This window comes from Fischerella sp. JS2, from assembly GCF_032393985.1.
Taxonomy (GTDB): Bacteria; Cyanobacteriota; Cyanobacteriia; order Cyanobacteriales; family Nostocaceae; genus Fischerella.
The window spans coordinates 4,031,816-4,055,359 of record NZ_CP135918.1 but is presented as its reverse complement, the minus strand read 5'-3'; the positions used below and the strand labels follow the sequence as shown (position 1 = coordinate 4,055,359).

Below are 23,544 nucleotides of genomic sequence, written 5' to 3'. Positions count from 1 at the left end.
TGGGTAGAGACGCGAGGAACATCGCGTCTGTACATTAGTAGTTAGTGGTTGTTGGTTGTTGTTTTTCTGTTTTCTTCCTTGTCCCCCTTGTCCCCTTGTCTCCGATTCCCAATCCTCAATCCCAATATGTATAGAAAACCTAAAATCAAACTAGTGCTATTATTTTGTCTGGCTATTAGTCTAATCATTGCTGCCAAGCAATTCAACATTCAGGGATGGTTGCAGACATCAATCGTCTGGATCAAGAGTCTTGGTTCATGGGGTGCGATCGCGTTTATTATCATCTATAACATAGCAACATTACTTTTTATACCCGGCTCCCTGCTTACATTAAAAGGAGGTTGTTTATTTGGTGTAGTTTGGGGTTCTATTTATGTATTAATTGCTGCAACTATCGGAGCCACTTTTGCATTCTTAATTGGGCGTTATTTAACACGAGATTGGGTTTGTCGACAATTGGAAAAGCATCCAAAATTTAAAGCAATTGATCAGGCAGTTGCTAAACAAGGATTCAAAATAGTATTTTTGACTCGCTTATCTCCTATATTTCCATTTAACTTATTAAATTATGCTTTCGGAATCACCCAAGTTTCACTGAAAGATTATATCTTAGGTTCCATTGGTATGATTCCAGGTACTATCATGTATGTTTACATCGGTTCTCTTGCTACCGACTTGGCAATGATTGGCACTCCTCAACCAACTACCCCAGAAACTGAAATTGGGAAATGGTTAATACAAATAATCGGATTAATTGCCACAGTTATTGTAACTATTTATGTAACTAGAATTGCCCAAAAAGCTCTTCAAGAAAGCGTAAATAGTAACTAAAAATCAAAAAAGATATTTTCTTACTTAATATCTATAAATTAGACATCTGTGTTCATCTGTGTTCATCTGTGTTCGTTAATTCCAATATAATTCTTCACCCAATTACTCAATTAAAACTTAAACCTATCACTCATGAAAAATAAAATATTACAAAATAAACTTGAATCCCAACAATTCCACAACTTCTTAAAACTAACTTTCTTAATCTTACTTGCCTTTAGCTTGACATTTTGTTTCAACGTAGACCTTGCATTAGCACAGCAATCTGTGAACACACCAGGATTCAATCCTCAAGAATGGCTGCGAAATGCTTTACAGTGGATAGATAGCTTAGGTACAGTAGGAGCGATCGCATTTATTATCCTCTACATCATCGCGACAGTCGCTTTTTTACCAGGGTCTATCCTCACCTTAGGCGCTGGTGTTGTCTTTGGTGTAGTTTGGGGTTCCATCTACGTCTTTATTGGTGCAACCTTTGGTGCAACCGCCGCTTTCCTGGTGGGACGCTATCTAGCTAGAGGCTGGGTAGCCAAGAAAATCGCAGATAATAAAAAATTTGCCGCAATTGATCGCGCCGTTGGTAGAGAAGGACTCAAAATAGTTCTCCTCACCCGACTTTCCCCGATATTTCCTTTTAACTTATTAAACTATGCCTTTGGTGTTACCGACGTTTCTCTCAAAGACTACTTTATCGGTTCTGTAGGCATGATCCCAGGAACAATTATGTATGTCTACATCGGTTCCCTAGCAGGAAATCTTGCCATGATTGGTACACAAACTCAACCAACCAACCCAACCGTACAATGGGCAATTCGGATCATAGGCTTTATTGCCACAGTTGCAGTCACAGTTTATGTCACCCGAATAGCCAAAAAAGCCCTTGAGGAGGTTTTGTAGGAGATGGGGAGATGGGGAGATGGGGAACTCGGGGTCCCCTCTGGGGATTAGGGGCGGTGGGGAGATGGGGAGTGGCAAATAACCACTAACCACTCTTGTACAGACGCGATGTTCCTCGCGTCTCTACCCACTAACCACTAACTACTAATCAACAATATAAAAAGGTTATGGCAATGTCTAATTCTGAATTTCAAAAAGTAATAATTCGCCCAGTAGATGAGTATAACCAAAGACTTATTTCCTACGTACATCCTCCTGATTGGATAAACCCCAGACCTGTTGATTGTTATGATTTGGTAGTGATTGGTGCGGGCACGGCAGGATTGGTGGTGGCGGCGGGTGCGGCGGGTTTGGGTTTGGGTTTGAAAGTAGCATTAATTGAAAAGCATCTCATGGGTGGAGATTGCTTAAATGTGGGTTGTGTACCATCAAAATGCGTGATCCGATCAGCGCGGGTTGTGGGTGAAATGTGGAATGCTAGGAACTTTGGAGTGAACATCCCGCAACACATCGATGTGGATTTTCCCGCAGTGATGGAAAGAATGCGAAAGCTGCGCGCTGGAATTAGCCATCACGACTCGGCGGAACGTTTTCAAAAGCTAGGGGTTGATGTCTTTTTGGGTAAGGCTAGCTTCGCCAGCAATGATACTGTAATAGTTGGTGACAAAACTCTCCACTTTAAAAAAGCTGTAATTGCCACTGGTGCCAGGGCGGCGCGTCTTTCCGTCCCAGGAATTGAAGAAGCAGGCTACTTAACTAACGAGACAGTTTTTTCTCTGACCCAACGACCACAACGTTTAGCTGTAATTGGTGGTGGGCCTATCGGTTGTGAATTGGCGCAAGCATTCCGCCGCTTGGGTTGTGAAGTGGTGCTTTTCCATCGTGGTTCTCACATTCTCAATAAAGAAGATGTTGATGCTGCCGAAATTGTCCAAAATGTCTTTCTTCAAGAAGGAATTCGTTTGGTCTTAAATTGCCAAATGCAGCGAGTAGAAAAAACTAGCGACGGCAAGAAGCTTTATTTTAGCTGCAATGGTCGAGAAGATTCTGTCACAGTTGATGAAATTTTAGCAGGTGCAGGGCGTGTCCCCAATGTAGAAGGTCTCGCTTTAGAAACTGTAGGCGTGGAATATGATCAGCAACGGGGCGTGATGGTGAATGATTATTTGCAAACCACCAATCCCAGGATTTATGCTGCTGGTGATATCTGCATGAATTGGAAATTTACCCATGCTGCGGATGCGGCGGCGCGAATAGTCATTAAAAATACTTTATTTTCTCCCTTTGGTTTGGGACGTTATAAACTCAGTAATTTAGTAATGCCTTGGGTGACGTATACTGATCCAGAAATTGCTCATGTGGGGATGTATGAACAACAAGCCCAGGAAAAAGGCATTGATGTAAATATGATCAAGATACCTTTTAGTAGTGTAGATCGAGCGATCGCAGATGGTGAAGAAGATGGTTTTGTCAAAATCCTCCACAAAAAAGAATCAGATCAAATTATCGGTGCAACTATTGTCGCCCGCCACGCAGGTGAGATGATTTCAGAAGTTACCACGGCAATTGTGCATAAGATTGGTTTGAGTAAGATGAGTAGTGTGATTCATCCTTATCCAACGCAGGCGGAAGGAATTAAGAAAGCGGCGGATGCTTATCGCCGGACTTTGTTGACACCAAAAACAAAACGGTTTTTGGGATTGTTGACTAAGTTATCTTAAGATACAAGGTTGGGTTGAGTTTACAAGACCCAAATACTAAAACGAACCGCATAGACGCGCTCATAGGCTTCCCGCTAGGGTAGGACACAAAAAACAAAAAGAAAGGAGATTCAGGAGTTATTTAGAATTGCTATGTAGAGGCTAAAAATAACTAAAAGTAGGGTGTGTTACGGTATTGAGTGACAGTAGATAGCGACAATAAATATTTCTGCCGTAACACACCGTTCATCTCATACCCCACTGACTGACTAATTAACTTAATGGTGATGATAGCTAATCCGACTAATTAGCCAGGCGGAAGAGATGATGCCAACAAATTGAGCCACAATAGTATTAATATTTGCCTGTACCACAAACATATCGAGTGGTTCAATTAATTGACTCGCGTTGTAAATTGCTAATCCTTCAACTTGAGTCAGGGATCTAGCTACAAGAGTACCAACGATCACTTCAACACCAAATAGAGTTAATATCATGCCAATACCATTTAAAGTCAATCCCCGCCAGAGGAGACGCATAACATCTGCTTTTTTGGGATGTAATGCTGGATTTGCTGAGTTTAACTCTTTGCCAATGCGAGTATATCTCCAATCCCAATAAAGGCTGATTCCCAATATCAACAGTCCACCGACTGCACAAAATAAACCTAACCAAGACATGGGGTCTTGAGCCTTGAGATTGAAATTAGGATCTGCGATCGCAAATAATACAATTAATCCTGAAACTACGAGAAGGCTTAGCTGTAGACCGAAGTTAATCCAACCTATGAGGCGAAAATTTGTGGCAATTTCCTGGATGGTTGGTAAACAGGAGTGGGAGTCTAACTTATTTAACATGGTTTATCCTCAGCCACTATAGACAACTTATAGCAAAAAATAAATTTCTTGGCTCATTAGGGATTGATTGCACCTCACCCTGTCCTATCGGACACCCCTCTCCTTAGCAAGGAGAGGGGCTGTTCTTGTGAGGTTGCGTATCTAATTGAGGTAAAAATCCTTATATTGGCACGTCTATCCTTAAATAGTGATTAAGAAATCATCTTTGTGCGTAAGTCATCTAGGGATTGCTGAAGTGTGTTGGGGTTTAAAAACAGCCATGTTTCTAGAACGTGCGGTATGTATTCTAGGAATAGAACCAACTCATGCTTAGTGATCGCCCCTTGCAATACCCAGTTAGTTGTCTTGATATGAGTCACAAGTTCCCGGAAGACTCCAAAACCAGTGGAACTAAAGCCGTAATGACAGTAAGTCGGTAGGTCATAGAAGTTTGTTGTAGAGAACTGGTTATCAAATTCGATGTTTGTAACCGGAACACTTTTTACAAAGACTTTTGATTGCCCAAGAACAATGATATGATTTAGCCCCCAACCTCTACTAGACTCTTTCGACTCACTATTATCAAACAGAGAACGTAATTGTGTATTATCTTAAGCGATTTGTGAACTGAGCTTGAAGTACCTCTTTCTTCTAAGCTCTATATGGTTCTTAGCCATGTTGCTACTCACTATTTTGAGGGTAACTGAAGATTTTACAAGTATCTGCAAGTTCCTTTTAAGTATGTAAGGCTCATCAACGAGTATTGGAACTTCATAGAAGAGTGTTAAAGCTTTGTTTATAAGTGTTAGAACTTTGTCAGCAAGTATCAAAGCTTTGTTTATGAGTATTGAAGCTTCATTAACGAGTATTAGAGCTTTGTTGATCAGGATTGAAAGTTTGTCAGCAAGTATAAAAGCTCCGTTTATGAGTATTGGAACTTTGTCAACAAGCATCCAAGCTTCATTTATTAAGTATTGGAAGTTTGTTAGCGAGTATGAAAACTCCGTTTATGAGTATTGAAGTCTCCTTAACGACCATTTAAACTTCATCGACGAGTATCAAAGCTTTGTTTGTGAGTATTATAGTCTCGTTTTAGACTTGTTCTTTGCCAAAGTCAAGAAATCTAGCTTGAGAAGGTAGTCTCAATGGAAAAACCTCACCCCAGCCCATCTCCTTGGTAAGGAGAGGGGTGTCTAATAGGACGGGGTGAGGTTATTTACACCCTCGTACCCCCGTTTTACGCAACTAGAGGGATTGACGCATTTTGCCAAACCTGAAAATATGCAAGTTAAATGTTTCCACACTCAAAAACAATAAAAATGCAGATAAAAACTTTACATCCACACTAGTCTAAACGAGCAAAAAATAATAAATTTGTTTTTTCCTATTCCCACTTTCCCCTCTACTCGGGGTTGCTTGATTCAAATTGGATCTTTAAAAGTGGTTGCGGTCGCAAAATACGGAATCAATGTAAAATCTATTTTTCCCATCTTAAATATTGGGCAATCAATACACAATCGCATCACCTTCGTTGTCACTATGCAAACTCCAAATAGTAACTCCTCTACTCTCCAAGATGTGTCACGCAGGGAATTGCGGGATTTAGTGCGAGCGCAATTACAAAATTTGTTGGAAGTAGGAGACTTGCGTGGAGCTAAAGCCATTTTAGTCCCTGTACAACCTGTAGATATTGCTGAGGCTATAGAAGGATTACCAGAAGCAATGCACGCGATCGCTTTTCGTTTACTTTCCAAAGATGAGGCGATCGAAGTCTACGAATATCTTGACTACAGTGTACAGGAACGATTAATAGAAGAACTCAGAAGTCAGGAAGTCCGCGATATTGTCGAGCAAATGTCACCGGATGATCGAGCCAAGTTATTCGATGAGTTACCAGCAAAAATTGTCAAGCGCCTGTTAGAACAACTGAGTCCAGCCGAACGGGAATCCACAGCCCAACTTTTGGGTTACGAAGCTGGTACTGCTGGGCGGATTATGACTCAGGAGTTGATCTCTCTTAAAGAAAATTTTACCGTTACAGAAACTCTAGAGCGGATTCGCAGCTTAGCCAATGCTAGCGAGATGATTTACTATCTTTACGTCACAGATGCAGCTAGGCGCTTAACGGGAATTTTATCATTGCGCGAGTTGGTGACGGCTCAACCACAACAAATAATAGGCGAGATCATGACTCGCGATGTGCTGTCTGTGAATACGGATACAGATCAAGAAGAAGTAGCGAGATTGATCCAAAGATACGACTTTTTAGCTGTACCTGTGGTAGACAGAGAAGATCGGCTTGTGGGTATTGTTACCGTTGATGATGTGATTGATATTTTACAAGAGGAAAACACTAGAGATATTTATACCGTGGGTGGTGGTGTGCAATCTGATGGCGACAGCTATTTTCAGTCTAATTTGCTCACAGTGGCTCGCAAGCGGGTGGTTTGGTTGTTTGTTTTGCTGATTACCAATACGATCACCGGCACAATTATTAAGTCCCAAGAAGATATTTTGGGAAAAGTGGTTGTGTTAGCAGCGTTTATTCCTCTATTGACGGGTACTGGTGGTAATGTCGGCGCTCAATCTTCTACAGTAGTCATTCGCGGAATGAATACCGAAGAAATTCGCACCCTGGGAGGCCCGTTGCAAGTGATTGTCCGTGAAGGTTTGGCGGGTGCGCTACTAGGAATCATGCTAGGTGCGATCGCGACGATCTGGGCTTTCTTTCTGCAAAATAATTTACCAGTAGCGATCGCTGTTGGTAGCAGTTTGGTAGCAATTTCGGTTTTGGCTTCTGTTTCCGGTTCCGCATTGCCGTTTTTGTTTCGCCTATTTCGTTTAGATCCAGCGTTGATGTCAGCACCATTTATAACTACGGCAGTGGATGTCTTAGGTGTATTAATTTACTTCAATTTAGCAAGAGTGATCTTAAATGTTTGACTCTCCCCTAGACTTAAGTTATGGATTTAAAGCTCAATTATGATTTTACCCACGTGATATTTTAGTTAGCTCGTGTTAGAAAACACAATAAAAATGAAAAATATAATTGTAAATTATTATATTCATCACTGTGAGCAAAAAGCTAAACCACACTATCAAAGCGCTACTGTTAGCACTTTTAATTTTGATACCAACTCTATTTCTTTTCCCACATGCTAGCCAAGCTGTTAATTTAAATATACCCAAACACTATCGTCAAAATCCGATTGTCGTTGAAAATCAGAAAAAAGGTACTACCAATTGGCAGTTATCTAATCCTGCCACAAAGCGAGAAATTGAAGGTTATGCCTCGCTCACAAGCGTAAATCGTGGCGAAGAAATTAGGTTTTTTGTCAATACATTAGAACCTAGTTATACAATTGAAATTTTCCGTATGGGTTGGTACGGTGGTACTGGAGGACGCCAAATCACACCTGTAATTACTCGTAAAGGGGTACGACAACCACCACCAATAGTAGATCAAGCTAGTGGTTTGATTGAATGTGATTGGAAAGACCCCTATGTATTAAAAATTCCCTACAATCCAGATCATCCAACTTTGTGGACAAGTGGTGTTTATTTAGTAAAACTCACAACCAGCATTAGCGGTAAACAAAGCTACATTATTTTTACCGTTCGTGATGATAATCGTGCTTCCGATATTCTATTTCAATCGAGCGTTACCACATATCAGGCATACAACAACTGGGGTGCAATATCCTTATATCGATGGAACAGTCGTGGAAAACAAGCATATAAAGTTTCTTTTAATCGTCCCTATGCTGCTAGTCCTAATCGCGCAGCCGTGTATGGAGTCGGAGCAGGGGAATTTTTAACTAACTTTCAACCTAAAAGAAGAACTTCTAGTGCTGGCTGGGAATATAATATGGTGCGGTGGCTAGAAAAAGAAGGCTACGATGTCGCCTACTGCACTGATGTTGATACTCATGAAAATCATCTAGACACCTACACTGGAAAGGCAATGCTACTATTGCACAAAGCATTTCTGTCTGTGGGCCATGATGAGTATTGGTCATGGCAAATGCGGCAAAATGTGGAAGCGGCTAAAGATGCTGGTGTAAGTCTAGGATTTTTTTCTGCCAATACTTGTTATTGGCAAATTCGCTTTGAACCCAGCCAAACAACGGGAACTCTTAACCGCACTATTGTGGCTTATAAAGAGAATGCTGCTTTAGATCCCTATGCTAGAGATCAAGATCCAAGCAATGATTATCTGGTAACTACTGTTTGGCGAAGGAAGCCTATAAATCTCCCAGAAGATGCTCTTTTGGGAGTTATGTACGAGACATTTCAGGTAAACGCGGATATAGTCATCAATCACACAGCCCCAGATTGGCTACTTACCAATACACAATTACGGCAAAATGATAAACAAACATTTCTAAGCAAGTTTTTTCAATTACCTAGCAAACAAATCCATCTAGAAGGACTTTTGGGCTATGAAGTTGATCGCATGTTTGGTAATGCCCCAGCAAACACTGTTCGCGTTGCCCATTCACCATATCGTCGTGGACGTAATATTAAATATGCAGATATGACAGTTTACACAACAAATTCTGGTGCAACAGTATTCGCGACAGGTTCTATGCAGTGGAGTTGGGGACTTGATGATTACAATGTTCCACAATTGCGTCCTTCGCTTTTAAATGCTGATGCCCAAGCAATTACACATAATGTTTTACACCAGATGTTAAAGCAGTGAACCGTGTAGACGCGCCCATCCGCTTGCCGCAGACTATAGTAAACAGTTATCAGAAAAAGCAACTGATAACTGATAACTGTTAAAGTTGTGAATCACTGTCAGGCGCTACAATTTCACCTTCACCCAAAGTCAGCATCATGTTTTGATCAATAATCAGATCACTAAGTTCCTTAGCTTGCAAATTCATTTCTTCACAAGCTTTTCTTAATTCTTGAGCAAAGGTATTCAAATCATTACCATAGCCACACTGATAAGCAGCAGTTTCAATTCCCTGCTTAGCATTTGCTCTAGCACAATCTACTAATTCCGTACCATGTAAACGTGTTTTGGATGACATAATAGACAGTTTTTATTAATTTCAACCTTTTTTGCTATATTATCAACTGTTCAAGGCTGGCTCATCTCTCAAATGAAAGGTAAATGAATTTGTTGATTGTTGATTGTTTTCATCCACACAACAAGCAACCATGAACAAATAACTAACAAATCTTTAACCATTTACAATAGTACCACCGTTGGGATGCAGAACTTGACCAGTTATATAAGAAGCATCATCTGAGGCTAAAAATACATAACTAGGTGCAATTTCTTCCGGTTGTCCTGGGCGTTGCATTGGTACTTGTTTCCCAAAATTTGCAACTTTATCTTCTGGGAAAGTAGCAGGTATCAAAGGTGTCCAAATCGGACCGGGAGCTACAGCATTCACGCGAATTCCCTTTTCTACCAAATTTTGTGAAAGAGAACGAGTAAAGGCAACAATTGCACCTTTTGTGGAAGAATAATCAAGCAACTCTGGACTACCTTTATAAGCTGTAACAGAAGTAGTATTAATAATACTGCTGCCCTCTTGCAGGTACTTTAATGCTGCTTTAGTTAAGAAAAACATCGAGAAAATATTTGTGCGGAAAGTCTGTTCTAGTTGTTCTTTGCTAATATCTTCAATACTTTTTTGGGGATGTTGTTCCGCAGCATTATTAACAAGAATATCAAGCTTGCCAAATTCGTCTATTATCTGTTGGATAGCCTGCTGACAAAAGGTTTCATCACCAACATCGCCAGAAATAGTAACTGCTTTTTGTCCTTGTGCTTCTACTAAATGTTTAGTTTCTTTAGCATCATCGTGTTCGTTTAGATAAATGATCGCCACATCTGCACCTTCTTTTGCAAAAGCGATCGCCACAGCGCGGCCAATACCGCTATCTCCCCCTGTAATTAGTGCCACTTTATTTTTTAATTTGCCGCTTCCCTGATATTGAGAATCATCTGCTTTTGGCTTGGGCGTCATTTCTGACTCAATCCCCGGTTGTTGTTCTTGGTGTTGTGGTGGTTGTAATGGTTTTTCTTCTGACATATATTTTTCCTTTGGTTGTTAGTAGTTAGTAATTAGTAATTAGTAGTTAGTAATTAGTAGTTAGTTGTTGGTTGTTTAAATCACCTACTAGCCACTAACCATTAATTACTAATAATTCCTCAAAAACTAACCTTGGATCGAAAATTCAATCCAAGGTTTAGTTCCTACGACTACACCCTGTTGTCATTGGCGAGCTAAATCTTTTTACTCTCTAAGATAATGTCTAGCTTACTAATTGCCGCCGGAGCAAAAGTATGCCAACAAATATTTTCTCCTCACACCAAAAGCACGCTCTTTATTTGACAAGGGAACCTCACTACACTACTCTACCTGATGAATGAATCGCTCCTCTCAGTAATTAAATTAACTGTTAACTGGTTATGATTTATCATTCTCAAGTTATAAACAAAATAAAAATATCTCAATCTTGAGAAGTAAATATATACAATTAAATTTATTTCTTCTAAGTATAACTTAAGCAATAAAATTAACTCTTGTTTTTTAACCCTGTTTAATAGATGATTCACTATATATTGATCCCGATAATCAATACCTACTTTTCACGGAAATTTTACGTGCAACATCGTAAAATTTCAGCAACCACCCAAATGATTTCAAAGAAGTGTTGCATACAATCGCAATCAATTATTCCTTAAGATATATCTGAAATTAAGCAATCCCTCTGAAGGAGCAAAGCAGGGGTAAAATTATGCAAATATTAGACATTTCTAATTTAGAGCAAACTGACTCGTTTAAATTTCTTCAGCTAACTTTACGCGATCGCTGGCAAAGTATTGAAGGGCCTACCGAAAGCAGTGATGTAGATATATTAGTTGTTCCCTCTCTAAGCATCGATCAACGAGAACTTAAAAAAGTGGAGGGTTACGAACACTACGAAGAGCGATTATTGTTCTCACTTATTCGTTTGTGGAATCCCCGCAATCGTCTCATCTACGTGACATCTGTGCCTTTGCACCCCAGTATTATCGATTATTATTTACAGCTGTTGCCAGGAATCCCATTCTCCCATGCTCGCAATCGCTTGCTCTTACTTTCCACCTATGATTCTTCCCTAAAACCCCTCAGTCAAAAAATTTTAGAACGTCCCCGCTTGCTCCATCGTATTCGTCAAGCCTTAAGGCTAGACAAATCATTTATGATATGCTATAATAGTACGCCTTTAGAAGCAGAATTATCTGTAAAATTAGGTGTACCACTGTATGCTGCTGCACCACAATTGCAGACTTGGGGAACAAAAAGTGGTAGTCGTCAAATATTCGCAGAAACCGGAGTACCACACCCAGATGGTAGTGACTTAGTTAAGAGTGTTGCCGATTTGGAAGAAGCTGCTGTGCAGTTGTGGGAACGCCAGCCGCACTTAAAAAGAATGGTGGTTAAGCTGAACGAAGGTATATCGGGAGAAGGAAATGCCCTATTAGACTTAAGACCAATTGCGGATATTGCACCTCCTGGCGGTTCCCATGCCGAACGCTTAGCAGCGATTAGCGATCGCTTACCCCAGATGCGTTTTCAAGCTAGTCAAGAAACATGGGAAAACTTTTCGGGACGCATTGGTGAGTTAGGGGCAATTGTAGAAGCGTTTGTCGAGGGTGAAGTCAAGCGATCGCCCAGTGTCCAAGGACGGATTACACCTCTAGGTGAAGTGGAAATTCTTTCTACCCATGACCAAATCCTTGGTGGTCCTGACGGGCAAGTTTACCTTGGTTGTCGATTTCCTGCGGATGAAACTTACCGCCTACAACTGCAAGTGTTAGGAACAAAAATTGGCATGAAACTTGCAGAAAAAGGCGCACTCGAACGATTTGGCGTCGATTTTATCGCTGTTGACCAAGGTAATGGACAATGGGATATGCAAGCAATAGAAATTAACCTACGTAAAGGCGGAACTACCCACCCCTTTATGACCTTAAAACTATTAACCAACGGACGTTACAACCTTTCCACAGGCTTGTTTTACTCTCAACAAGGACGTCCTAAATACTACATCGCCACTGACAACCTCCAAAAAGACCGTTATCAAGGACTCTTACCCAATGACTTAATGGACATCATCGCCCATCACAGGCTGCACTTTGATACCGGCACAGAAACAGGCACAGTCTTTCATCTAATGGGTTGTCTTTCCCAATTTGGCAAGCTAGGTTTAACCAGCATTGGCGATTCTCCTCAACAAGCAGAAGAAATTTATAATAAGGTCGTTAAAGTCTTGGACGAAGAAACTAACAGCAACAATCAAGACTATTCCTCCGTCTTAGAACATACTTTTCCCATGGTCTGGGATGGGTTTAGTTGTTAGGCATAGGGGAGTGGGGATTAGGGGCAATGGGGAGTGTGGGGAGTGTGGGGAGTGTGAGAATAATATAGTAACTAATTCCCCTTTGTCTTCGTTGTCCCCCTTGTCCTCTTGTCCCCCTTCCTTCTTCCCCCTTTCCCCGATCCCTAATCCCCTAACCCCTATCCCCATTACCCCGGCTCCTGATTATAATCAACATCAGCCATTGTCTTTGAGCGGTTGTGTTCAACACTAGTGAAATTCACTGCATCAATCCAGACTGTCAGCGTCCCTATCCCCAGCTTTGGGGAAACAAATTTTGTAGTTGCTGTGGTGCGCCCCTACAGCTGATAGATCGCTATGTCCCTACTGCACGTTTGGGATCGGGAGGTTTTGCCCAAATTTACACAGTTTGGGATCAAAAGACACAAACAGAAAAGGTGCTGAAAGTGTTGGTAGAAGAATCACCGAAAGCACGAGAATTGTTTGCCCAAGAAGCGGCGGTTTTAAGCAAGTTGCGACATCCAGGTGTTCCCAGAGTCGAACCAGATGGTTATTTTCAACGTATTTGGGTTCATGCTAAGGGACAACAGACTCTGCCTTGTTTGGTGATGGAAAAAATTCATGGTCAGACTTTGGAGGAGATAATATACAAGCAATATCCTCAAGGATGTCCACCAGAGTTAGTGTTGAACTGGTTAAGTCAAGCTGTGGAAATTTTACGCCATTTGCACCAACGCAATATTATTCATCGTGACATCAAACCTTCTAATTTGATGCTGCGTACCTCCCCTAAATCCCCTCCTTTTCAAGGGGGAGAATGGGGTCAACTCGTACTGATTGATTTTGGTGGGGCAAAACAATTTGGTGCAGCAAATATTGCTTCTCAGCCACGATCTACAAAGTTGTTTTCTTCTGGTTACAGTCCACCGGAACAAGTGCTGGGTGGTCATGTTGAACCTAGTGCTGATTTTTATGCTTTGGGGCGGACGATGATTGAGTTGCTGACGGGTAAGCATCCGGTGGACTTAGAAGATCCTTTAACGGGTGAGTTGCACTGGCGATCGCAACGTCATGTTAACCCGCAACTAGCAGATTTGCTAGATGAAATGATGCAGGAACAAGCGCGATCGCGTCCAGCCAATACAGCGATTCTTCAAAGACGTTTGACACAGATTACTCAGGCACGACCAAATCGTGTCGGAACAAACACTGGTAGTCTAACTGTAGCGATCGCCAACCCTAAATCATCTCCGAGTCTGGGATTTTTATCTGATTTCAGAAATCAAATTCAAAACTCTGTTGTTAATTTTGCTCAAAGCATTGTTCAAATTATTCTTTTTGTGTTCGGTGCGATCGCTCAAGTTTTTCGAGCTTGTCTGGATACAATTTGGACAATGATTCTCACCAGTATAGGCGCTGCTGCGGGTACGTATTCTGGTTATGTTTTAGCCTATAATACAAAATGGGGAAAAGAAGTTGGTGAATCGTTGTCTAGTCAGCTATCCCTGTTGCTAGGGAATACTCAGTCTGTGTCGGGAGCAGAAATCCTTTTGTTTGCTGGTGCTGGGTTTGGTACTGCATGGGGAATAGTGACTGCTGGAGGCTATGACCAGCGACGGCGGTTTTTAGTCGCATCACTAATGGGAATTTTTGGCTATGGATTTGGCTGGTTGATTCTGCAATTAATCACACCAAAAGAAGATGGTGAAGGATTAGTAGCATTGATTTTAGCCGCCGTTTCACTGCTTACCTTGGGCTTAGGTCTGCGTAGCCATCATATAGTTCATGCTGTGGTTACTGCTTTTGGTACGGCACTACCGTTTGCATTTTTGCTTTATGTCGGGCTACCACCAACCATATTCAACGATTTTTTTAGTCCTACCCATCATTGGCATGAATTATTGTGGAAAATAGGTTTTTTTAGTTTTGTAGGTGTTGTGGTTAGTTTTTGGTTGGGAGTGAGTCATTATCTAGTCGTGCCTGGATTGCGTTTGTTGGGCTGGCGTTATTGAATGAAGAAAGGCAGCTATGCTGAGGGCATAAGGTTTTAGAAAATAATTGTTCTTTTTGCCCTACCTACTTATCATTTACTGAGTGCGATGGTGAGCAATGCAGATGCTGCAAGCGCCGCCACCGTCCGAATATGATTCCATTTTGTCCAGTTGGTAAGATACCTGTTCCACAGGCTTGCGCTATCAGTGCTACTCGGATCAACAGTCGCCAGCGCATCATTAAGCGGCACATTGAACAGGATTGTCACGCCTACTGTGCCGACAAGATAGAGTAGGCTGCCAAGAAGCAAATAGGCGGCATCAAGTTGATGCCACTTTAACAGTGAGGAGACAGCCAGAAAAATGCAAGCCGCAGCCGTTCCAAAAAGTGCCATCATGAACAATGGATTGATCACTGTGATATTGATCGATTGCATGGCAGCAATGCCTTGTGCTGGTTGGAGTCGGGCAAGGGCGCTCATCACGAAGGTCGAGAAGGCGAAGAAAACTCCAGCTACCAGTCCACAACCCAGTATCGCGACAAGCTTTAATACGAAAAGCCAGTAGCTAGTAAGTGCCATAAAGTCTCCTACAGATTTTGTCTTAGCTTCTGACCAGTTGAGCCAGTTGGGTACGAGCATTGGCGATTGATTGAGTCAAACTCATACCACCAAACTCGTCATAACTCTGCTTCCAAGTCTCAACGAATTATCTTGTGAGTCTGCGGGAGTGCGATCGCTCACCACGCGGACTAGAATCAATGTGTAACAAACGTGCCATGTTTTCTCCTAATTAAACACCATTTCAGCTTAAGCAAACAACCGATACTCAGCTATCTAATTCCTGTGCAATTATCAAAATCTTGCGGTAATTTTTCAGGCTGCTCGATGAGAATCATCCAAAAGTGAATACAATCGGAACTAGGCGAATTGGGTTTGGATCATGAACACGACAGTCTCTCATCAAACTGAATGTGCCAGCTTGCCCATTTTGTCTAGTCGCAACCACGGTTGGGAGAATATTCTGGTCGAACAATTTCAACACCCTGCGGGGGAGGGAAAATGTCATTACAGCGATGAACATACGATTTGTCTATCTCTTGTATCCCGTCCAGTACGCTTGCTGCAAATAAAGGCAGGCAAGACCTACGCAGGGCTATATGGAAAAGGCGATATTTCTATCACACCTGCTAAGGAGCCGTTTTTTGCCCGTTGGGATGGAGATGATCACTATTTGGAAATTCGCATTGCGTCTCGGTTTTTGCAAAATGTTGCGAGAGAAACCATTAACAACAATCCCGATCACCTGAAATTACTCCCCGAATTTCGGACTCGCGATCCATATATAGAGTCTATTGGCATGATGCTGCTGTGTGAACTAAAACACGAAAATTTAGGAGGAAGGCTCTATATCGAATCCCTGGCAAATATCTTGGCAGTACATTTGCTCAGACACTACTGTGCTGCTAAGCCTCACCTTTCAATTTCTGAAGGTGGTTTATCTGAGCGCCAAGTTCTTCAAGTCTTGGAATATATCAACGAACATCTAAATCAAGATATCAAGCTTGCAAATTTGGCTGCATTGCTAGGCATGAGTCAATTTCATTTCAGCCATCTGTTCAAGCAGGCGATCGGCACGGCTCCCTACCAATACTTACTTCAACAACGTGTAGAACGGGCAAAACAGCTATTGAAACAAACAGATCAATCGATTATGGAAATTGCTTTAGAGTGTGGATTCAGTAGCCACAGCCATTTGAGCAAACAGTTTCGGCAATTTACAGGCATGACACCTAAAGCTTACAGAGTTAATTAAGCAACTATGCATTTGTATAGTAAATAAGAATTCCCCCTAGCCTTTTGATTAATTCAGCTGGGGGAATACAATATTTCGTTGCCTATAGAGTTTCAGTATAAAGTTTGATGTTTTTATTCTATGAACTTTGTTTAGTTTTGACTAGGGGAAACTATGAGGTTTTACAGTAATTTTACAGTTTCTTGATGTCTGCTTTATACCGATAAATTTTTGCATCAGTCATATAATGATAACAATACATCACCTAAGTGAATTTTCAACTTTATACTTACTGTAAAAAACATGAAATTCCAGCTTATTGCCACAGCTACTTTGTTAGCTTTTATAGGACTTACAGAGCAAGCTTTTGCTTTTAATCAACTAGATTTAGACCAATTAAAAGCAACAGGTTCTTGTCCTCGATGTGATTTAAGTGGCGCTGACTTAAGTAGATTGAATTTGACTGGAGCAAATTTACGCGGGTCTAACTTAAAAACAGCTATTTTAACTGGTGCTAATCTCACAAATGCCGATCTGACAAGTGCAAATCTGGAAAGTGCTACATTAACCGGAGCGAATCTTTCAGGGACTTTCTTTACAGGAGCGTACCTAAAAGGAGCATCCTTGGATAATACAAATCTGAGTTTTACTGGTTTTATTGGTGCTAATCTAGAGGGTGCTAACCTAAAAGGTGCTAGAGAACAATTGACTAATTATCGAGGCGCAAACTTCCGAGTAACTACTCTACCCAATGGTGTGATCACTTCTAATAAGCCTTATTGGTGGTCTTTACAGCGTTTCTCTGGGGGAGCATGTAACAAATTTGACGATAATAATATCAATGGCTCAACCTGCTTTGCAGAGTGACAGGTAAATTAAATGTATTAAGTAGGGGCGCACAGCCAGTTAGCTGTGTGCCCTGATTCATGAATGTGATTTTGAATTGATCTCAATCTCAAATCCAAAATCAAAAATTCGCACAGTCAAAAGCTAGAGACTAGGAACCAGCTAAATTACTCTTGACTGTAGAGTACTTTCAATGTCAAAGTATTTGTCAATTATTTTACAATAGCTTGGCTCAGTAACATTTATTGGTGTGGGCTAAAAGTTATTGGTCTGTTAACACTTCTTTATCATTAAACTAAAGACTTTAAAATAATTGAAAAATGCTTAGCCGTATTAAAGATTTAGCAACAACCATAGCTCCACGCCTAATAGAAATTCGTCGTCACATCCACTCTCACCCAGAGCTTAGCGGTCAAGAGTACCAAACAGCCGCCTTTGTTGCTGGAGTTTTATCTTCCAGTGGACTGCATGTACAAGAAGGAGTAGGTAAAACAGGTGTAATTGGAGAATTGCAAGGTACAGGCGAGGATAAACGGATCTTGGCGATTCGTACTGACATGGATGCTTTGCCCATACAAGAACGTAGTGGTTTAGAATTCGCCTCCCGTACAGAAGGTATTATGCACGCTTGTGGTCATGATGTTCATACCACAGTTGGTTTAGGAACTGCCATGATCTTGGCTCAAATTGCCGAAGAGATTTCTGGGAAGGTACGATTTTTATTTCAGCCAGCCGAAGAAATTGCCCAAGGGGCAAGCTGGATGGTAGCAGATGGGGCGATGGATCAAGTTAGTGGGATACTGGGCGTTCATGTTTTTCCTTCTATCCCCGCAGGTTCAATAGGTGTGCGTTATGGTGCATTGACGGCGGCGGCTGATGATTTAGAGATTATGATTACGGGTGAATCAGGACATGGGGCTCGTCCCCACGAAGCAATAGATGCTATTTGGATAGCTTCGCAAGTTATTACCACACTACAGCAAGCAATTAGCCGCACCCAGAATCCTTTGCGTCCGGTAGTATTGAGCATAGGGAAAATAAATGGTGGTAGAGCGCCAAATGTAATCGCTGATAAAGTCCAATTGTTAGGAACAGTACGATCGCTACATCCGGAAACCCGGGCAAATTTACCTAACTGGATTGAAAAAATAGTTGCTAGTATTTGTAATTCTTACGGTGCAAAATATCAAGTCAACTATCGCCAGGGTGTCCCTAGTGTCCAAAATGATTACTTTTTGACACAGTTATTGCAATCATCCGCAGAAGAAGCTTGGGGAAGCGATCGCGTGCAAGTTTTGCCCGAACCCTCTTTAGGTGCAGAAGATTTTTCTGTATATTTAGAACACTCTCCTGGTAGTATGTTTCGTTTAGGTGTGGGTTTTAAAGATAGGGTAATTAACTATCCACTACACCATCCCCAATTTGAAATCGATGAATCAGCAATCGTCACTGGGGTTGTAACGATCGCATATACAGCTTATCGGTATTGGCAACAGGTTTAAGAGACTCTAAATGCTTGAAAATTAGGTCTTTTAATTGAGAATCAACTAAAATCATACTTTTTTCAAACAAACGCAGAGGCACGCAAAGTTAGCGCCAAGGAACGCGGAGTTATTGAGTTTGTTGTTTACAATCTCTGATTTTTCATGATTTCGCTGCCATTTCCATAAGTATATTTTGGGTGTGGCGTTCTGGTTCATTTTTGCCAGGATGTCTCTGGGTGTAGGAACCATCTGATTTCAGTTCCCAAGCTTGGCGATTGTCTGCCAACATGATTTGTAGAATGTTTTGCAAGTTTTGTAAAATCTTTGAATCTTCCACTGGTGTAACGGCTTCTACACGTCGATCTAGGTTGCGAGGCATCCAATCAGCACTACCGATATATATTTCATCCCGTCCATTGTTGTGGAAGTGAAAAATCCGTGAGTGTTCTAAAAAACGACCGATAATACTAATGACGCGGATATTTTCGCTGATATCGGGAACACCGGGACGTAAGCAGCATATTCCCCGAATAATTAAGTCAATTTCTACACCAGCTTGTGATGCTTTGTACAAGGTAGCAATGATTTGGGGGTCTACCAATGAGTTCATTTTGGCGATGATTCGACCTTTTTTACCGTCTTGGCTATGTTCAATTTCCCGGCGAATCAGGGCAATCATGCGATCGCGCATAGTAACGGGTGACACTAGTAACTTACGGTAATAATTCTGACAAGAATAGCCAGTTAGGTAATTGAATAAATCTGTTAAATCTGCACCTAATTCTTCTCGACAACTCAGCAGTCCTAAATCAGTGTATAATTTGGCTGTTTTGGGATTGTAGTTACCAGTACCGATGTGGACGTAACGGCAAATTCTCTCTCCTTCTTGACGTACTACCAGCACTATTTTGGTGTGAGTCTTCAATCCTACCAATCCATAAACGACATGCACACCGGATTTTTCTAATTTCTGCGCCCAATTAATATTATTTTCTTCGTCAAAACGGGCTTTTAACTCTACAAGGGCAGCAACTTGTTTACCACTCTCTGCCGCAGCAATTAACGAACTTACAATTTCAGAATCGCCAGAAGTGCGATAGAGTGTCATCTTAATCGCCAGCACTTGCGGATCACGGGCAGCTTGGACGATAAATTGTTCTACAGAAGCGCTAAAGGATTCGTAGGGGTGGTGTACTAGCAAGTCATTTTGCTGAATGACAGAGAAAATATTTTCTGCTTCGTCTAATTGACTAAGATTACTTGGTTGATGAAAATGACGCAGACGAGGTGGAATTACAGGTGTCCAAGGTTTGTCTTTAAGTTCAGGCAATGGCAAAGCCATGAAGGACATTAAATCCTTTAAATTGATTAAACCATCTATTTCATAAACATCACTTTCGGACAGTTCCATTTCTTGCATCAGCATTTTTCGCACAGATTTAGGCATTGATGGTTGAATTTCCAACCGCACTACAGAACCACGAAAGTGTCGCCCGCGTAATTCTTGTTGAATTGCTAGTAATAAATCATCTGCTTCTTCTTCTACTACTGAGATATCAGCTTTACGAGTCAGTCGAAACAGGTGATATTCTTTTATGATCATGCCTGGAAACAAGGCATCTAAATTGTGAGCTACTACCTGTTCAATTGGTACACCAGTCCAATGGTTTAATTTACCGTTTTGCGGTTCTAACTCTTTAGGTAAGGCAATAAATCGAGGCAGAATATTCGGGACTTTGACTCTAGCAAACTTTTCTTCTCCTGTAACTGGATCTTTGACAACTACCGCCCAGTTGAGACTGAGATTTGCCATCAAAGGGAAGGGGTGACTTGGATCTACAGCCAGAGGTGTAAGAACTGGAAAAATCCGTTGTTTAAATAATTCTTCTATGTAAGAACGCTGTTCCCTAGTAATATCTGTGTAATTGAGAAGATGAATACCATCAGATGCCATTTCTTTGCGTAGCACCTTCTCAAACAGATTATGTTGTTCTACGACCATCGGACGCAAAAGTTGAGCGATCGCTTCTAGTTGTTCCTGTGGCGTGCGTCCATCTGGAGTTCGTTGGCTTAGGAGTGCTTGCACTTGATCTTTAAGTATTGCCACACGAACCATGAAAAATTCATCTAAATTAGAACTGAAGATAGCCGTAAATTTAAGTCTTTCGAGTAAAGGAGTGCGGTGATCCAACGCCTCATGCAAAACTCGACGATTAAACTCTAACCAACTTAATTCACGATTAAAGTAATACTGTGAGTCATTAAGATTTATAGGTTTGGCTATCTCTTTAGATTTAGTCATGTTAGTTTTATTACTTCTGAATATTTTTTTGACTTAACCTAATATCCTTAAGTAATTCAGATAATTTTTTGATTTAATTTTTTGCGTAACTATATCAGTCTCTTCATTGTAGATTAATGAAACTTAAAGACGAAATTAAGTAAATTTTAAATATAAATTAATTATCAATTAATGCTCTAGGTAGTTTGCTATAGCAATCCTGTGAGAACCACAAAACTCAGATCCCCTACTTCTCTTGCGAAGTCGGGGATCTTAATCTCTTACGGATGATGTAGGAATGCTATAGAACAGGTTGCGTTTTAAACAGAAAAAATAACATAAATCGGTTGGACTTCCACTCGTCCCATAAACTGCTTAACAATTAATTTTGAGGCGGACAACTAAAGTCTTCTAAAGAAAACTAGTAAGTTATGAATTTGCTAACAAAATTATTTTTCAGAATCACTTTTGTGTTTGTCTTTCTCAAGTGCTTCTTGGATAGCTCTACGACAAAATTCAGGAGGATCATCTTTTTGGGATAATTCCTCTTTCATAGTTTTGGTGATACGTAAATTTAACCTTTCAGTTAATGGTTCTTCTCTATCTGATTTGATTGGTTTTAGATTTTGTGGATTCCCTTTGGGATTAGGCATCTTAAATAAATGCAAATATAACTTGATTCTTTGGTAGGCAAAAGAATAGACTATTTTGAGGTGGGTATCTTGTTCGCTAAACACTGTATACCCACCAAGTCCATCTGAAAATTGACAGACAATAATATGATGACACGAGAACAACTGAAAAAACTTACTCTTCCTGAACTTCAGACACTGGGTAAGAGATATGGTGTTCGGCCTATTGGCAATTGGGGAAAAACAGAAGCTTGGGTAAATACACTTTCTGCGTTCCCATACAAAGCACTCGAGCAAATGAGGGATGGAGTAGGAGTACATTCACCCGGACTAGAAGCTTATCACGCTATTACTGTTGCGCTTGATTTGATTGGACACCCCACTGACAGCCAGCTTGCACTATTAAGAGCGACAAAAAATAATGAATGGTTACAGGAAGAATACTGGAGAAGATACCAGCAGAAGCTTGTGGATTTGTGGAGTGCGAAGTTGATGCTTGAAGAAGTGCTGAAACTGTTAGTTAAGTAAAACAAGTTTGTTAAAGCTTTCTCTAGTTTCACTTGTTCCCAGCCAGAGACTGGGAACAAAATTATAGAGGCTCTGCCTCAACTATCATCATGAGAGGTGGGGCTTCTTAGTTGTGCATTATTTAGCTGAATACATAAACAATACTCCCCGATGTCTCCCTTCTATATCTTTTTTGTCATTTGCGCTTGTACCTCATTCCCGGTTTTTGTGAGACTAAACCCATCAATTCCAACTGTAACAACGCACTAGAAACAGCACTCGCAGCCATGCCTGTTTGTTGGATAATCATATCGAAGGGCAAAGATTCTGAGGAAATTACATTTATTACTTGTTGCAGTTCTGGTGGCAAATTAGGCAAAATTAATTGTTGTGGTTCTAGACAAACGGAAACAGAATCTATTTTTGGTATAGCTCCCAGCATTCTTAACAATTCATCTAATTCTTTGAGAATGGGAGCAGCACCTTGACTAAGTAACTTTAAGCATCCTTGGGATGGGTAGTCATCAATTCTACCTGGTAAGACATAAACATCTCTACCAAATTCATTCGCATAGTTAGCTGTAATCAACGCACCAGATTTTAGCGGTGCTTCCATTACCAAGACAGCGCGACTCAAGCCAGCAATAATCCGATTGCGACGGGGAAATTGAGTGCGTTCAGGTGGTGTTTTGCTGGGGTACTCACTTAAAACTAACCCAGCAGTTAAAATCTGTTTGTACAGTTGCTGATTTTTGGCTGGATAAATGACATCTACACCTGTACCTAAAACTGCTATGGTGCGTCCTCCAGCTTTCAAAGCGGCGGCGTGACTTTCTGTATCAATTCCCTCTGCTAAACCAGAAACGACTGTAAAACCGTTTTTAGCCAAAGCTGTGCTAATTTGACGAGTCCAACGAATACCATATTCTGAGGGTTGGCGCGTACCCACAATCGCAACTAGTGGAGTTTCGCCCAAATTTTCTCGTAGTTCTACTTCACCACGAAAATACAGTAGTGGTGGTGGACTGGGAATTTCCAGTAGTAAACGGGGATATTCTGGATCTACTGGTGTCCAAAAATTGGGATTTTGTTCTTGGTGTTGGATAAGTAATTGTTCAGGATGAAGACGCGATCGCTGTTGTACCACCTTTTGCAATGTCTGAATACCAAAACCTTCCACCGCTTCCAACTGCGTGGGACTAGCTTCCCAAGCTGATTGGAGCGTGCCAAAATGCTGTTGTAACCTTTGCAGCAATACCGGACCAATCCCTGATATTTGTGACCAAGCTAGCCAATACCCACGTTCAACTGCCAATTCTCAATCCTCATTGAGTCTTAGTAAAGATTACTCGCGTTGAGGGTCATTTGTCATTGGTCATTAGTCAATGGTCAA

Annotated in this window: 19 protein-coding genes and 1 pseudogene; 11 read left to right on the top strand and 9 right to left on the bottom strand. The window is 41.1% G+C overall.

Going from position 1 to position 23,544, the window contains the following annotated elements:
* Positions 1 to 126 precede the first annotated feature (126 nt).
* The 3 genes from RS893_RS17195 to RS893_RS17185 all read left to right on the top strand — a co-directional run bounded on the left by RS893_RS17195 (position 127) and on the right by RS893_RS17185 (position 3,449).
* Positions 127 to 831 (top strand): TVP38/TMEM64 family protein, encoded by a 705-nt coding sequence (locus RS893_RS17195; protein ID WP_315785766.1) that lies wholly within the window; start codon positions 127 to 129, stop codon positions 829 to 831.
* A 132-nt stretch (positions 832 to 963) separates the two neighbouring features.
* Positions 964 to 1,728 carry a TVP38/TMEM64 family protein gene (locus RS893_RS17190; protein WP_315785764.1) on the top strand — a complete coding sequence of 255 codons (765 nt, stop codon included), beginning with the start codon at positions 964 to 966 and terminating at the stop codon, positions 1,726 to 1,728.
* 173 nt (positions 1,729 to 1,901) lie between these two features.
* Entirely contained in the window at positions 1,902 to 3,449 is a 1,548-nt protein-coding gene (locus RS893_RS17185) for a mercuric reductase (RefSeq protein ID WP_315785762.1), read from the top strand.
* A gap of 257 nt (positions 3,450 to 3,706) precedes the next feature.
* Here RS893_RS17185 and RS893_RS17180 read toward each other — a convergent pair whose 3' ends face one another.
* Positions 3,707 to 4,285: a DUF3611 family protein gene (locus tag RS893_RS17180; protein ID WP_315785758.1), complete on the bottom strand. Its 579-nt coding sequence runs from the start codon at positions 4,283 to 4,285 to the stop codon at positions 3,707 to 3,709.
* A 590-nt stretch (positions 4,286 to 4,875) separates the two neighbouring features.
* Entirely contained in the window at positions 4,876 to 5,217 is a 342-nt protein-coding gene (locus RS893_RS17175; protein ID WP_315785755.1) for a hypothetical protein, read from the bottom strand.
* Between the two features lie 586 nt (positions 5,218 to 5,803).
* Here RS893_RS17175 and mgtE point away from each other — a divergent pair.
* A complete protein-coding gene (gene mgtE / locus RS893_RS17170; protein WP_315785752.1) occupies positions 5,804 to 7,207 on the top strand; it encodes a magnesium transporter in 1,404 nt (467 codons plus the stop codon).
* A gap of 130 nt (positions 7,208 to 7,337) precedes the next feature.
* Positions 7,338 to 8,969 (top strand): N,N-dimethylformamidase beta subunit family domain-containing protein, encoded by a 1,632-nt coding sequence (locus RS893_RS17165; RefSeq protein WP_315785751.1) that lies wholly within the window; start codon positions 7,338 to 7,340, stop codon positions 8,967 to 8,969.
* Between the two features lie 79 nt (positions 8,970 to 9,048).
* Here the strand turns inward: RS893_RS17165 and RS893_RS17160 are convergent, their stop codons facing one another.
* Together RS893_RS17160 and RS893_RS17155 are read right to left on the bottom strand one after the other, a co-directional pair.
* On the bottom strand, positions 9,049 to 9,306 hold the full coding sequence (locus RS893_RS17160) for a hypothetical protein (protein WP_315785748.1): 258 nt from the start codon (positions 9,304 to 9,306) through the stop codon (positions 9,049 to 9,051).
* A 153-nt stretch (positions 9,307 to 9,459) separates the two neighbouring features.
* Entirely contained in the window at positions 9,460 to 10,320 is an 861-nt protein-coding gene (locus tag RS893_RS17155; protein WP_315785745.1) for an SDR family oxidoreductase, read from the bottom strand.
* A gap of 709 nt (positions 10,321 to 11,029) precedes the next feature.
* On the opposite strand from RS893_RS17155, the gene RS893_RS17150 reads away from it, so the two are divergent.
* Together RS893_RS17150 and RS893_RS17145 are read left to right on the top strand one after the other, a co-directional pair.
* Entirely contained in the window at positions 11,030 to 12,637 is a 1,608-nt protein-coding gene (locus RS893_RS17150; RefSeq protein ID WP_315785743.1) for a peptide ligase PGM1-related protein, read from the top strand.
* 218 nt (positions 12,638 to 12,855) lie between these two features.
* A complete protein-coding gene (locus RS893_RS17145; protein WP_315785741.1) occupies positions 12,856 to 14,628 on the top strand; it encodes a serine/threonine-protein kinase in 1,773 nt (590 codons plus the stop codon).
* A 71-nt stretch (positions 14,629 to 14,699) separates the two neighbouring features.
* Here the strand turns inward: RS893_RS17145 and RS893_RS17140 are convergent, their stop codons facing one another.
* Both RS893_RS17140 and RS893_RS17135 read right to left on the bottom strand, forming a co-directional pair.
* Positions 14,700 to 15,188, bottom strand: a complete 489-nt coding sequence (locus RS893_RS17140) for a DUF1772 domain-containing protein (protein WP_315785737.1) — start codon at positions 15,186 to 15,188, stop codon at positions 14,700 to 14,702.
* Positions 15,189 to 15,318: 130 nt separating this feature from the next.
* A pseudogene (locus tag RS893_RS17135) lies at positions 15,319 to 15,387 on the bottom strand (FMN-dependent NADH-azoreductase); the annotation flags it as partial.
* Between the two features lie 162 nt (positions 15,388 to 15,549).
* Here RS893_RS17135 and RS893_RS17130 point away from each other — a divergent pair.
* The 3 genes from RS893_RS17130 (at position 15,550) to RS893_RS17120 (ending at position 18,749) form a co-directional block, all read left to right on the top strand.
* On the top strand, positions 15,550 to 16,422 hold the full coding sequence (locus tag RS893_RS17130; protein ID WP_315785735.1) for an AraC family transcriptional regulator: 873 nt from the start codon (positions 15,550 to 15,552) through the stop codon (positions 16,420 to 16,422).
* A 282-nt stretch (positions 16,423 to 16,704) separates the two neighbouring features.
* On the top strand, positions 16,705 to 17,268 hold the full coding sequence (locus RS893_RS17125; protein WP_315785733.1) for a pentapeptide repeat-containing protein: 564 nt from the start codon (positions 16,705 to 16,707) through the stop codon (positions 17,266 to 17,268).
* Between the two features lie 299 nt (positions 17,269 to 17,567).
* Complete coding sequence (locus tag RS893_RS17120; RefSeq protein WP_315785730.1) at positions 17,568 to 18,749, top strand: M20 family metallopeptidase; 1,182 nt, start codon at positions 17,568 to 17,570, stop codon at positions 18,747 to 18,749.
* Positions 18,750 to 18,891: 142 nt separating this feature from the next.
* On the opposite strand, the gene ppk1 is transcribed toward RS893_RS17120, so the two are convergent.
* Both ppk1 and RS893_RS17110 read right to left on the bottom strand, forming a co-directional pair.
* Complete coding sequence (gene ppk1 / locus RS893_RS17115) at positions 18,892 to 21,033, bottom strand: polyphosphate kinase 1 (RefSeq protein ID WP_315785727.1); 2,142 nt, start codon at positions 21,031 to 21,033, stop codon at positions 18,892 to 18,894.
* Positions 21,034 to 21,461: 428 nt separating this feature from the next.
* Positions 21,462 to 21,665 (bottom strand): hypothetical protein, encoded by a 204-nt coding sequence (locus RS893_RS17110; protein WP_315792005.1) that lies wholly within the window; start codon positions 21,663 to 21,665, stop codon positions 21,462 to 21,464.
* A gap of 111 nt (positions 21,666 to 21,776) precedes the next feature.
* Here RS893_RS17110 and RS893_RS17105 point away from each other — a divergent pair, with 111 nt between their 5' ends.
* Complete coding sequence (locus RS893_RS17105; protein ID WP_315785724.1) at positions 21,777 to 22,172, top strand: hypothetical protein; 396 nt, start codon at positions 21,777 to 21,779, stop codon at positions 22,170 to 22,172.
* 175 nt (positions 22,173 to 22,347) lie between these two features.
* Here the strand turns inward: RS893_RS17105 and dprA are convergent, their stop codons facing one another.
* Positions 22,348 to 23,466 (bottom strand): DNA-processing protein DprA, encoded by a 1,119-nt coding sequence (gene dprA, locus RS893_RS17100; protein ID WP_315785722.1) that lies wholly within the window; start codon positions 23,464 to 23,466, stop codon positions 22,348 to 22,350.
* Positions 23,467 to 23,544 lie beyond the last annotated feature (78 nt).